Origin of the sequence: Alcanivorax nanhaiticus (genome assembly GCF_000756665.1) — a bacterium.
GTDB classification, from domain to species: domain Bacteria; phylum Pseudomonadota; class Gammaproteobacteria; order Pseudomonadales; family Alcanivoracaceae; genus Alcanivorax; species Alcanivorax nanhaiticus.
In genome coordinates this window covers 166240-178705 of record NZ_ARXV01000008.1, presented here as the reverse complement: position 1 = coordinate 178705, position 12466 = coordinate 166240, and the positions used below count along the sequence as shown (strand labels likewise).

The following is a 12466-nucleotide window of genomic DNA, read 5'->3' as shown; positions in this document are numbered from 1 at the left end:
CTTGGCCAGTGTGCAAAGCGTTATGCGGGGGAAACGTGAGAAGAAAGGGGCCACCTTATAAAATTGAATTGGGCGTTCCAGGGCAACAACCTCCTGCGTATGTTAAGTCCATCCAGAAAGGAAAGGTAACCTTAGGTGGAGATGTGGGATTGCTTGGCTTAGGTAACGAAGCCCGTTTTCAAAATTGCGCAGTAGTAGATGACAATGAAGAGCTTGCTGCTCTTATGTGCGATCTAAATGAGAAAGGTGTTGCTTTCGCATATGACTATAAGGAATCCATTTCACCGAGCCGATTCATGGCTATCCTTCAAGACAAGGGAATTGTTGTCGGCTCTTATAAAGAGATATCTTGGAGTGGGCCGAAGAACTGGCATTTGACGGTATATGAAATGGAAGAGGACGCATAACAAGGCGCTGCTGCCGACAAGCGGCAGAGCGCAGCGTTAACTGCTCTATGACTTCAATGCCGTCGCAAGAATATATACAAGAATCCTCCAGATATGTTGTGGAGAAGAGATTCTTTGCCCTCCGATTTGAAGAGATAGGGCCGCAGGGGGCTTCTCTAACTTCTGAGGACAAGAAAAAAGACATCCTTGAAAATATTGTTTATCAGAGCATCTTAAGGTCAGATGCGGTTTATCTTTATTCCGGCTGCTCAGAAGGCGACGAGGCACAGATACAGAATGCTCAGGAGATCCTGAGACCCCTTAGGGGAAGGTATCAAGTGTTACCATCATTGGAGACCTTCAATTGCCATTATGATTTCTGGAGGGATAAGAATTGCACCAGAGGGGCACTGGTGTGGTCGCATAGTTTTGACGCATCTTTAATGGAAGAGCTTTACTCCAACTCATATGACCCATATGCCCTTAACAACCCTTCGGCATTGGTATCGCAAAACGCTGTCCGGAACCTGCGAGACAAAACGAAGGTTAAAGAGAATGAAGTTGGCTTCATTCTGCCGGATGGGGTGAATGGAATATTCATCTTCATGAGTCCTCATTTACTTGCAAAGCAATATCAGAAGGCCCTAGGCATGTGCTCATACAGCGAAGGTTTTCTAAACTGTTATGGTCGAGGGTCAGTTAACAAGTAGGTGCACGCGACAAGCGCGTGACCAAGGCGTTATGCAGACAAGGACGAGGGGATGCTGTGAGCTTTGTAAGATGCATGATCTTGTTGGCGCTAGCGATCATCTCACCACATGCGATCTCCGCGGAAATTCCAAAGACAGAAGGAGCCTGCATTGCGGCTGGTGGAAACTGGACAATTCTTGGCCTGCCTTACCCAGATAAGACAAAAGTTTGCGATATGAAAGCTCCAGATTACGGCAAGGAATGCAGTGACAGCGACGAGTGCGAGGGAAGCTGTACTGCGCCAGAGAACGCTATTGGTCAACAAAAAGTCAATGGAACTTGCTCCGAATACATTCTGAATTATGGGGGGCTTCGCACAGTTGAATCCGGACGAGTGTCCTCTTGGAGCGTAGAGTAGAAATGCATAACAAGGCAGAGCACGCGACAAGCGCGTGTCCGCAGCGTTAAATGGCTCTGCTTTATTTGTGGCGTAGCAAGATTCAGGGCCGGTGCCATAGTCATGTAATTTGGTGCCGTTAGCAAAATAAGAGGTTGTGGTTAGTCGTTCCCGTTCGTTGTGGGTGGCCACATTCCAGGTTGGGGGTATCTTCAAGGTTTGAGTCCTTGCGGGTGCCATAAATGTAGTCTGGTTCGCAGGCTCACATCTTTGTCCTTGGGTGGGGTGGTGTGTCACCACTTAACCAGGCAAGGCAAGCGGACCTTCGGCCGCTGCTCGCGGCGTTAAATCGTAAGGGGGGTTATGTTTAGGGGCGTGTATTTTCTCAGGTCTGGTGAATTGTCTGAGAAACTAAGTAGAGGTGAAGTGACCGATGATTTGGCTTTCAATCACTTGTTGCTTTATAGCATGTTGTTTGCAGGCTATATCTCCATTCCTGTTGTGGTTACTTGCTCGGCTGAATCGGAGTACGGATTTCAATATCAGGCTCTGAGTTTCATTGTCTTCGCTGGAGTACAGTATTGGGGAATGAAGTGGCTGTATAGAACTAACAGCCAGGGTGACGGTAGGGACTTTTTTCTTCGTTGGGCGGCTCTTTCGTTGCCTGTCGGAGTTCAAGTGCTCGTAATCAGTGTCGTTTTAGGGGCTGTTTATGGCGCTGTAGTTGGAGCGAGCGCTATAGGTTGGGCAAGTGGCTTTCCTGCTTACGTATGGGAAGTAACAGGCATCTTCTACGGAGCCCTGATTCAGCTTATCTATTACCGACTGATGCAGACAGATTTAACAATTTGCTCAAGCGGAGCGCAGCAAGCTGCGTCCGATTAGCCTAAGCGTTAAATTTGATGAAAGTTTGAGAAATGAATAAGCCAACTAATTTAGTAAAAACTGTTTATCATGAGCACATCCAGCGGTTTGGTGAGCCCGATAGATCTGTTAGATATGATAATCCGCCTAGCTACGATGGGGATATCTATCCAAGCTATATCGATGTTATGGTTTGGCCACCTGAAGAAGATTTTCTTATGACGACTTTCTGTACAATCGGCATGTCTGAAAAGCCAATGTCTGGAGTTGATCATCGGGTTGAATTGCACCTGTCAATCGCGGAAAAGTTGAGCGACGAACTTGTAGGTAAGTTGACTGTTTTTCTTGCTAACCTTTCTCTATACCCTTTTATGAATTCCACCTATTTTGATTGGTGGCATACCTTGCCTAACGTAGGCAAGATTCCTGGCTACGCATCCACTTCGAGTTTATTTATGCATCCAGCATTTGTAGAGAATGGATGGGATGTCATATGCGCTGAAGAAGCACATGTAAAAATATTGAATGTGGTTCCCATTACCAAAGACGAACAACTTATATCGAAAGAGAAGGGTGTAAATGCTCTTCTTGATTATTTGTCTGACAACGAAATAAGCTTTTTTGAGCGGAGATAGAATAACTTAACAAGTGGCGGCAGGCAGACCAAATTTGCGCTCCTGCGTCGCTCCAATTTTCCTGCTGCGCCTGGCGTTAACTCAAAATAAGTATCGAGCATGGAACAAAAACCTTTATTAGAGCCAGGATTGCACGACTTCGAATTGAAGGAGATAAGAAATCATTTTCTAAAGGATTTCCCTGCATCTAAAACACGAAAATTGCTCATTGATGGCTTAAACACCTATATTGGTCATCTATCAAGTATTGGCGCACCTGTTGAACTTTGGATTGATGGTTCATTTACCACTAACAAAGAAAATCCGAATGATATTGATCTAGTAATTTTTTCTCCTGCATCAGTTCTGAATGTCCTTCCAGATGACAAAAAAGCTATTTCAAGCACTCACAGACCGAGCAAGCATCAAAGCTAATTTCGGATGTGATGTGCTATTCTGCCCTACAGAAGATCAAAATATGAGAAGTTACTGGCGTGGGTGGTGTGGCTTCGATAGAAACGAGCAGCCGAAGGGCATTGCTAGGGTAATGGTGGTGGCATGAGTGACGATCTAAAGAAAAAGGCGTCTCAAGCTAAAAGGCTGCACCAGATAGCAAAAGAAAAAAGTGAAGCTGGTGACTTCGCGTACCAATTGGCTGCTCGATCATTTGAGAGTCATTTGGATGAACTGGCGCAAATAGAATTAACCTCTCAAACAAGCCCTGCCTTCGAGATGCTGGATTTCCGTATTGTTGCTCCTAATCTAAAAACAGGTAGTGCGCCCTTAGATTTAGTTTCAAAATTGTCGGAAGAAATACGCAAAACATTGGGGTATGCGGCACTAAGACTGATGCAAGGTGGAATTGATAGAAAACGAATTCCAAAAGATCTATACGGAGAGCTTGATCTTAGATTGCAGGGTCTATTACCTGGATCATCTCGCTTCGTTATATCGGCAGCATCAAATAGAGACCTGCTAGACGATGGTTTAAGCAAGGGCGCTATCGAACGAATGTTTGCGGTTTTATCCTCGATGGGTCACGGTGAAGATTTTCTTTCTTCTGTAAATTTACTTGGGCCTTCAAGTGCCCGAAGTTTAAGAGAGTTCTTAAAAGTTATTAAGTCGTATTCTGCTACTGCAGAATTCACATGGAAATATTCAGGTGATGAAATTAAAAAGTGGCACGGAAGCAAAGAAGCTATTGAGTCAGTAACCTCAGCACTAGAAGTTACTGAGATCATTGAGCAGGAAAAAATACTACTACATGGAAAGATAGAGTTATTGAGTAAAAGAGAAAGAATCGAACTAAGAGTCGATGAAGGAAAGCTGGTAAAAATTCTATATCCTAAAAGTAAATTACCTCAGGTTAGCGAGCTGCATTTAGAGCAGGAAGTAACCTTATACTGCCAAGTAACTGAAACTGAAAACCCGCTTACCAATGAATCATCGATATTCTACGAGTTGTTAGAGGTAAAGAGTTAACAAGTGGCTGCTAGGGACTGCATTACGCTACGCTCCATGCAGCCCCAGAGCTAGGCGTTAGTTTCAAAAGGAAGTTATGGGTATTTTACAAAAATTAAACGAGGATACAGCTGATCTTAATATATGGATTTTTAGCATATGCTTTTTCACTTTAATATGCTTTGCATTTGATATTTATCAGATATTTGTTAGTCCAAATACTTTTCTCGCCATAGTTTCGTTAATCTGTCTGCTCGTCGGCATGGCCGCTTGTTTTAAATGGGCTTCCGAAGGGTTTTCGTACTATTTCTTGGTTTACTTAATTCCGTCATTCTTTTTAGCAATTAGTATGGCTCCTGGTGGCGAGGCGATAGGTATAAATTCAAATGATTACGTTATGAGTGCCTATGCTACGGCGGGATCAGCTTTACTTCCTCCTATTGGCACACTAATTACAGTTCCGCTTGTTTTTCTTTTAAGTACTACATCAAAATGGCTTCAATCCAAAATATAAAACTAACAAGCACATGAAATTCGCTCCCTATAGGTCGCCGGACGCGCAAAAAAGCCGCGCGCCGTTTATGTGGGCGTTATATGTTCTGAGGTTATAGTCAGATTGAATAGCAAGATAACTCGCGCTGAAAAAGCGATACAAGATTCTAAGATATTACGCAAACTCAAGTGCTACTCACCAGAGGTTGTCAGCACAATATTTGTTAATCTTGATACATCAGAAAGTGATATTGACATCGTATGCAATTATCTTGACCAAAAAGCTTTCACTAATGATCTGGATTTGACTATATCAGTGTACGAATCGCACAGCCTTAAGGCATATGAAGATCGTGTAGTTGGAAGATTTGGTTTTCAAAATTTCATTTTTGAAATATACGCCACCAATACACCGGTAAAAGAACAGATGGCTTACCGTCACTATCAAGTGATGAAGCGTTTGGTGGCTGTCGGAGGAAATGATTTTTCAGAGAGGGTTCGGAAGCTGAAGGATGGGGGGTTGAAAACGGAGCCTGCGATTTGTCAATTGCTAAAAATTTCCGGAGATCCATATTCCTCAATTCTTAGTGTTGAAACCTGGACAGACATTGAGGTTGATGAGTATATGGCAAAGTACATATAACAAAGCACTACAGGCCGATGGCCAATTTTGCGCACTTTCTGCGCGGTCGCTACGCTCCTATTGTCGCGCATAAAGCGCCCAATATTATCCGCGGCTGAGTGCGGCGTTATATGCATCTGGGGGATGAGTATTAAATGAAAGTACTACTAAATATTTTAGCTTGTCTTGTGCTCTTGGGATTATCAGGCTGCGATAGCTATGAATATTCAAGGGCGGAAATTGAATCAATAAGAAATGATCTAGACGAACTGAGCGCTGGGATAGGTGAAGTCAAAAATCAAGAAGACAGGAATGGGGATGGAAAGCCAGACTTTTTCATAGAGCATGATGGGGTGTACATGTATGAACTCTATGATCGAGATTTTGATGGGGAAGTGGATGAGAGTTGGAAATTCGATTCTGATTTGAATATTGTCTCTGGAAGAGTTGATGAAAACCTAGATGGAATCTTGGAGACGGAGTATTTCTACAAAGATTATTCCCTAGATAAAATTCTGTCAGACACAAATGGGAATAAAATATCTGATGTTTACACAAAACTAGATCGCGGCGTGATTGTGTACTCAGAGAAATATTACATTAATGCCAAAAATTCGAAAATTGGTAAAGTGGAATACTCCTTCGGGTATCCGGTGGGGCCGGAAGTCTTGGTTGATACTACAATTTCAGAGGCTCAATTCGAGAGTGAAAGGAAATAAAGGAGTGTGGGCATATAACAATGCCATGCATACGACAAGCGCATGATGGCGGGAGTTCTCGGGCTAGGTGTGGGCTGATGAAGTGGTTTTCATTTGGGCTGGGAGTTCTATGCATTATTTATGCAGGACTCTATTTTCTAGGACTTCTTCCTGTTGGCTTTTGGCAGTCAGCAATTGATCTGGTTATGGGGCGTGAGCCTGGTACATATTATGAGATTGTGCCAGCAGAGTCGTCTGAGTATCAGGGGGCAGCGGCTCTTTCCCTCGGGGTGGTTCTTATCGCTTTATCAAGGTGGCAGGTTCAAAGGTGTAAAGCTGATGAGTGATATCTGCGAAGAGAGATCAAATAACAAGCGACTGTGATCCCAAATCAACCCTGAAGGCGACTTTATTCCATCCAACGGCAGCCATTCCATCTGCGGTTGTGCTGAGGTTTTCCATTTCTTTATTTCCTTCCCTCTCTGGCTCTTGACTGTAGAGCTGGCTCTATACTTTATGCTTGCTGCTACCAAGTTATAGCAGGAGTCAATCATGAGCTACTTGCTTGCTAGCCGGTCTGTTGAAGTTGTCGCCCCGGTGGAAAGCGTTTTCTCCTATGCCGCGAATCTTGAGAATTATTCTGCCTGGTTTCCGGGTGTTCTGAGTATCCGGGCAAAAGACTCCCGTGCACTGGATGAGATAGGGAAAGCATACGAAGAGATAGTCAGCGTACCGTTCGGGAAATCAGTCAAAGTCTTAATCCGAGTAGTTGAAGCCAGCTACCCTGAGCGGCTGGTGACCGAGGGGGACTTGCGGGTTCTGCTTCCTCGCATGGAGTTGAGCTTTCAGGCACTTGATGACAACAAGACGCTGATGGAATGGAGGATGTATTCCCGGCGACGAGGAAAGCTGGCTGGACTGCTGCGGCCCTTGTTTCGCCTTGTTCTGCAGTCCAGAAGCCGATATGCACTTATCAGGCTGAAAACCATGCTGGAAGGTCACGAGAGCCAAGGATCCTAAAAGGCTATTCTTTCCTGAGAGGATTGATAGAAGCTTCGAATGACTGGTGATGTTGATTCTGATCAGGCCAATCCGTTTGGTTTTGGTCTTTTCCTTCCCGGATAGTCTTGTGACCGGGATCAGGTTCCCCATCTGTTATAGGCGCTGTTGTTTTCTGGCAAGGCGCAAAGCGTAGAGGTGCGACCGTGTTGTGGCATCATCATGTCGTTATGACGTTACTTGGGAAGCCTGTGGTATGGGAAAGCGTGTTGCGGTGATTTTGGGGAGCCCGGATCCCGGGAGTTTCTGCCGGGCTCTGGCGGATGAGTATGTGACATCTGCGGAGAAGGCCGGCCATGAGGTGCGTTATTTCCGCCTGGGTGAGATCGACTTCGACCCGGTGCTGCGCCACGGTTACAACCAGCGGCAGGAACTTGAGCCAGGTTTGCTGGATATCAAGGAGGCGATTAGCTGGGCGGAGCATCTGGTGCTTGTGTACCCGGTTTGGTGGGGCTCCATGCCCGCGATCATGAAAGGCATGTTCGACCGGATTTTCCTTCCGGGTTACGCCTTCAAGTACCGCAAGAACTCACAGTTGTGGGACAAGTTGTTGAAGGGGCGTTCTGCTCATGTGTTTGCCACCATGGATACGCCGCCCTGGTATTTCAATCTGGTGTATCGTGCCCCGGCGCATAATCAGATGCGCAGAACCATTCTGGAGTTCACCGGGATCAAGCCAGTGAAGATTACCTCGTTCGGACCGGTGCGTTATGCCAGTGATGAAAAGCGCAGCGGCTGGTTAAAGCAGGCTGCCCGTTTTGCAGAAAAGTAGATCGAGATATCGGTGAGGTGCAGGAAGGCTTCTCTGCTGTGGGGTGGGCGTTTGCTATGCCTTCCGTGGGCAGGCAATGCGGAATTTGCAGCATGACTTGGCACATCGCGGCGGAACCGCCGCTCCCACAGGAATTGCTTGCTGTGTGAGCATAAAAAAACGCGCATCAGCGCGTTTTTTTATGCGGTGCCAGAGCGCCTAGAAACGGCCGTTCAGACCCAGTGCCAGGTTGGTCACTTCGTCGCCACTGCGATCCACAACGCGCATGTATTCCAGGCTCACAAACATGTTGTGGGTGATGGTGACATCCACGCCCAGGCCCAGTGACAGGTCCTTGAAGTTTTCACCGTCGCTGCCGCCATTGTCGAACTCAACTGTGGTTTCCACGTAGCTCAGGCCGATCAGGCCGTAGGGACGTACCGGCAGGGTGTTGGGGAACTGGCCGCGGAAAAAAGCGCCATAGTAACGGTCGATTTCCAGGTCGGCATTGTTGCTCAGTTCGTCATCGCCCACGCCGAGGCCAAGACGGAGTTCACCGCCCAGCGTTTCGTCCTTGTTGATCCAGCTACCGAATTTGAACTGCAGGGCCTGAGGCTTGGCGGAGGCAGTGGTGTTGTCCGGTTCAATCTTGCTGCTGACGTAGTCAAGGCCGGCAAAGCCGCCCGCATTGGCACAAAGAGGCAGTGCCAGAGTGGCAGCGATAAGGGCTTTCTTCATGGTGTCTCCTGCATGGTCCGCAATAACGACAGTATGTGATAAAGGGAGATTGTAGTGAAAAGCGTCGATCACGGCGACTGCGGTCATACCAGAGTGCGACACACATTCAGTGGAGTGGGAGCAGGGGAAGTGACATCGATAGCGGGGAATCCCTCCCCCTTGTGAGGGGAGGGGGTAAAGCGCAGAGCAGGCCGGAGGTTAGTGTTCGTGGCCGTGCTCGTGGTCATGCTCATCTTCATGAGCGTGCTCTTCATGCTCGCCGGCCAGTCCGGCCCAGGCCAGGGCGGCCGGGGGGAAGCTGAGCGGCAAGGCTCCTTCCACACTGCCTTCTTCCAGATGGACGACGACAATGGATTGGCTGCCTGCATCAGACAGGAAAGCGTGGGCGGGTTCGCCAGCCACAATCATGGAAACACGGCTGCCGTGGCCTGAGGCCGGCGGTGCGGCAGTTTCCGGGTCGATGGCGTTTTCCACGTGGGCGTGCTCGCTCCAGTCGGCGGTGTCAAAGACACGCAGGTCGCCGATGTCATCCAGCAGCACCAGGTGCTCGCCGTGGGGATCCAGGCTGTGGGTGTCCAGTGTCACGGTGGCACCTTCTTTCCAGTCCAGTTCCTCCACGTCGCCATCATCCGGGTGGATGATGAAGATACGGTCGCCGGCGTAGCCCACGAAGTGCGACATTTCATGATGGCTGTCGAAGCTGCCGATGCGCTCGCCTTCGCTCAGGCCGATGGTGGCATTGTCCACGTGTTGTGCGGTGAAGGTTTCGCCGTTCTGGTGGACGATCAGGATGCCGTCGCTGCAGCCAAACACGGAGTAATCTTCATTGGAACCCGCCCCATGCAGGCCCGGGCAGTCCAGGTTCACTGTGCCTTCCTGATGGTAGTGGTCGTCATGCTGGTGATAGATATCCACTTTTTCCGGCAGCCCGCTGGCCGCCGTGCGGTAGGTGGCCAGCACGATGTCACCGCGGGGTTCGGCGACACCGTGATGGGCGCTGGCCAGAGTCTGACTTGCCACGCTGCTGGCGTTTTGCAGTGAGGCGTCGGTCAGCACTTCGACCTCGGACATGAGGGCGCTGCCTGCATCACCGTCATAGAACAGCGCGGCTTGCTCACCGTGGACGCGGTAGTGGGTGGGCGCCGGGCCGTTCAGGGTGCCGGCGAAGCGGGGAGAGACTTCATCCACATGGTCGTCGTGGTAGTACAGGCCACCATCGATAATTTGCACTTGATTGGCCGCACGTTGGGGGGCGAGTACAAAACGCTTGCCGGGGCTGGTGTAGAGCGCGCTGGGAGCGTTATCCAATGCCAGGCTGCCCGGCAGCAGTGCGCCTTGTTCCAGGTCAAAAACATACAGCTGATCGCCCGCGCCATCGCGGGAGGCAATCACCAGACGTCCGGGATGGGCGCTGCTGGCGTGTTCATGGTCGTGGCCCTCTTCGCCACTGCCCAGTGAACTGGTGCCGGTTTCGTTGCAGCCAGCCATGGCCACTGCCACCAGCAATGAGAGTGGCAGTGCTGCGTGGTGTTTCAGGTTTTTCATCATGCGTTGCATGGGGTTCTCCAAATGTTTTTGATGCCCGGTGTGATAAAGGTGCCGGGCGCGTTGCCGTGTTAAAGGGCTATCAGAATTCAATACGGGTGCCGACGCTGACATTGCGTCCTGGTTCCGGCACGGTGGTGGCCAGGAAGGACGCATGGTTGAACACCTCTTCGCCGAGCAGATTGTTGCCGCGAACGTAGAAGGTGTAGCGCTGGTCGCCGCGCAGCCGGTAGCTGAGGGTGGCGTTGACCATGTCGTAGGACGGTGTGGTCTCCTCGAAGCCGGCGATCTGGTCCTGGATGAAGCTGCGATAGAACTCCAGCTCACCATCGAAGTGCCCCACATAGCTGTTCAGGCGGGTGCCCAGGCGCTTGGCGGGAATGCGAGGCAGGTAACCTCCGCCGTCATCGAACGTGGCGCGCACCACGTCACCAAAAACGGTGATGCCCAGTGGATCGATACCGTAGTAACTCACCGAGCCTTCAGCGCCGGTAAAGGTGGCGTCGCGCTGGCTGTACTTGATCAGCCGGAAGTCTTCCTGCTGGTCCAGGGTGCGGGCATAGATGTAGTTGTTGATGCGGTTCTCGAACACGCCCAGATCAAACAGCCAGTCACCCTGGGTTTTGCGCAGATTCAGGTTGGCGCTGAGGCTGATTTCATCATCGAGGAGATCCCGTGGGACGCCGCCGCAATCGCTGAGCAGACCGCATTCGTAGGTGTTGGTGGCCAGATGTACGCCATCGGCATACAGCTCCTGCGATGACGGTGCGCGACCGGAGTGGGCTGCTGACAGCACCAGCTCATAGCCGGGCACAAAGCGCCAGTTGGCCGCGCCGGAGAAGGAGGCATTGTCTGCCGTGACTTTCAGCAGAGCGTTACCGTCACGTGCATCCGGTGTCTGGGTCAGATGTTCCTGGCGAGCGCCCAGCTCAAAGGACCATTGTTCGTTGAGGGTGTATTCCTCTACCGCAAACACGGCGATGGATTCGGTCTCGGTTTTGGGCACGAACGCTTCCGCCCCCAGCGAGCTGAAGTCGAAGCGGGTGTACTGCAACCCCACCACGCCACGCCAGTTGCCAAACGGTTTGTGCTCCACTTCCAGGCGGGCATCGCCGCCCTTGTTGGTGAAGGTGCTGCCGATGGTGCCTTCTTCGATCTCGTGGTGGCGATAATCGGTGACGTTGCCACGGAAGCGGACGTTGGCTATGCCGCTGAACGGATTGCGATATTCGCCACGGGCATCAACGCGACGGCTGGCCAGGTCCACATAGGGGACGACCTCACCATGATCGTGGTCATGGTCGTGACCGCCGACGGGGCAGTCCAGGCTGGTGCCGTTGGCCTCGCACGCCTCGAACTCATGACTGTGGCCGGGCAGGCCATAGTGATCACGACGATAGCTGTAGGCCAGCCCGAAATAACCCTGATCCCCAATCCAGGACGCGCCAATGCTGCCGTTGTCGCTTTCCGCGAAGGTGCCGGGCACGGTGAGTTGCTCGAAGCCGTTCACTTCGTAGTCTTCGGCATCCCGGCGGCTGCCCTCCACCCGGAACACCAGGTTGTCGGTGGCGGAGAAGGTCATGCCGGCGGCCGTGGCGTTCTCATCGGCCACGGTGTTGGCGCGCAGGCCCAGGAAGCCTTCCACGTCTTCACGGGGGCGTTGGGTGGGGATGCGATTGTCCAGCACATTGACCACTCCCCCACTGGCTCCGCTGCCATACAGCAGGGTGGCCGGTCCGCGCAGGACTTCGATCTGCCGGGCCAGCATGGGGTCTACGGTGATGGCATGATCCGGGGAAATGGTGGAGGCATCCAGCACCTGAGAGCCGTCGCTGAGCACGCCCACGCGGGGGCCGCTCTGACCACGGATCACCGGGCGGCTGGCGCCGCCACCGAAGGTGTCGCTGTGGACACCGGGTTGATTGTTGAGGGTGTTGCCCAGGGTGTCTTCGCCCTTCTGGGTGAGGGTCTGCTGATCCATCACCGAGTAGGGTGTGCTGGGGCTGTCACTGCCCAGGGGCAGAGCGGAGACATTCACTTTATCGAGCTGGTGAACGTCAGTTTTATCGGTTTCGGCCATGACTGCTGCAGGCGCACACAGCGCTGCAACGACGCACCCGGCCAGGGTTTGGCGTCGAGAAAACATAAC

At 50.8% G+C, this 12466-nt stretch carries 14 protein-coding genes and 1 pseudogene; 12 read left to right on the top strand and 3 right to left on the bottom strand.

Annotated features, from left to right (window positions below; all coding sequences use genetic code 11):
• The 12 genes and pseudogenes from Y5S_RS11785 to Y5S_RS11740 form a co-directional block, all read left to right on the top strand.
• Positions 1 to 407 (top strand): hypothetical protein (locus Y5S_RS11785; RefSeq protein ID WP_231552679.1); only part of this gene is annotated, 407 nt, incomplete at its 5' end.
• Between the two features lie 98 nt (positions 408 to 505).
• Positions 506 to 1096 carry a hypothetical protein gene (locus tag Y5S_RS11780; RefSeq protein ID WP_156107749.1) on the top strand — a complete coding sequence of 197 codons (591 nt, stop codon included), beginning with the start codon at positions 506 to 508 and terminating at the stop codon, positions 1094 to 1096.
• 803 nt (positions 1097 to 1899) lie between these two features.
• Positions 1900 to 2358 carry a hypothetical protein gene (locus Y5S_RS11775; protein ID WP_156107747.1) on the top strand — a complete coding sequence of 153 codons (459 nt, stop codon included), beginning with the start codon at positions 1900 to 1902 and terminating at the stop codon, positions 2356 to 2358.
• Between the two features lie 32 nt (positions 2359 to 2390).
• Entirely contained in the window at positions 2391 to 2972 is a 582-nt protein-coding gene (locus Y5S_RS11770; RefSeq protein ID WP_035233164.1) for a suppressor of fused domain protein, read from the top strand.
• Between the two features lie 99 nt (positions 2973 to 3071).
• A pseudogene (locus tag Y5S_RS19730) lies at positions 3072 to 3513 on the top strand (DUF6932 family protein).
• Positions 3510 to 4433, top strand: a complete 924-nt coding sequence (locus tag Y5S_RS11765) for a hypothetical protein (RefSeq protein WP_035233162.1) — start codon at positions 3510 to 3512, stop codon at positions 4431 to 4433. Before Y5S_RS19730 ends, Y5S_RS11765 begins: the two are co-directional and overlap by 4 nt.
• Positions 4434 to 4509: 76 nt before the next feature.
• Positions 4510 to 4926 carry a hypothetical protein gene (locus tag Y5S_RS11760; protein ID WP_035233161.1) on the top strand — a complete coding sequence of 139 codons (417 nt, stop codon included), beginning with the start codon at positions 4510 to 4512 and terminating at the stop codon, positions 4924 to 4926.
• Between the two features lie 102 nt (positions 4927 to 5028).
• A complete protein-coding gene (locus Y5S_RS11755) occupies positions 5029 to 5547 on the top strand; it encodes a DUF4269 domain-containing protein (protein WP_035233227.1) in 519 nt (172 codons plus the stop codon).
• 134 nt (positions 5548 to 5681) lie between these two features.
• Positions 5682 to 6245 carry a hypothetical protein gene (locus Y5S_RS11750; protein ID WP_035233160.1) on the top strand — a complete coding sequence of 188 codons (564 nt, stop codon included), beginning with the start codon at positions 5682 to 5684 and terminating at the stop codon, positions 6243 to 6245.
• A 77-nt stretch (positions 6246 to 6322) separates the two neighbouring features.
• Positions 6323 to 6571, top strand: a complete 249-nt coding sequence (locus Y5S_RS19725; protein ID WP_156107743.1) for a hypothetical protein — start codon at positions 6323 to 6325, stop codon at positions 6569 to 6571.
• 205 nt (positions 6572 to 6776) lie between these two features.
• Positions 6777 to 7244 (top strand): SRPBCC family protein, encoded by a 468-nt coding sequence (locus Y5S_RS11745; protein ID WP_035233158.1) that lies wholly within the window; start codon positions 6777 to 6779, stop codon positions 7242 to 7244.
• Between the two features lie 235 nt (positions 7245 to 7479).
• Positions 7480 to 8055, top strand: a complete 576-nt coding sequence (locus Y5S_RS11740; RefSeq protein WP_035233156.1) for an NAD(P)H-dependent oxidoreductase — start codon at positions 7480 to 7482, stop codon at positions 8053 to 8055.
• 198 nt (positions 8056 to 8253) lie between these two features.
• Here Y5S_RS11740 and Y5S_RS11735 read toward each other — a convergent pair whose 3' ends face one another.
• The 3 genes from Y5S_RS11735 to Y5S_RS11725 all read right to left on the bottom strand — a co-directional run bounded on the left by Y5S_RS11735 (position 8254) and on the right by Y5S_RS11725 (position 12463).
• Positions 8254 to 8772 carry an outer membrane beta-barrel protein gene (locus Y5S_RS11735; protein ID WP_035233153.1) on the bottom strand — a complete coding sequence of 173 codons (519 nt, stop codon included), beginning with the start codon at positions 8770 to 8772 and terminating at the stop codon, positions 8254 to 8256.
• A 198-nt stretch (positions 8773 to 8970) separates the two neighbouring features.
• The gene (locus tag Y5S_RS11730; protein ID WP_035233152.1) at positions 8971 to 10329 is read right to left on the bottom strand and encodes a hypothetical protein; all 1359 of its coding nucleotides are present in this window, start codon (positions 10327 to 10329) and stop codon (positions 8971 to 8973) included.
• A 70-nt stretch (positions 10330 to 10399) separates the two neighbouring features.
• Positions 10400 to 12463 carry a TonB-dependent receptor domain-containing protein gene (locus tag Y5S_RS11725; protein ID WP_035233151.1) on the bottom strand — a complete coding sequence of 688 codons (2064 nt, stop codon included), beginning with the start codon at positions 12461 to 12463 and terminating at the stop codon, positions 10400 to 10402.
• Positions 12464 to 12466: the final 3 nt, after the last annotated feature.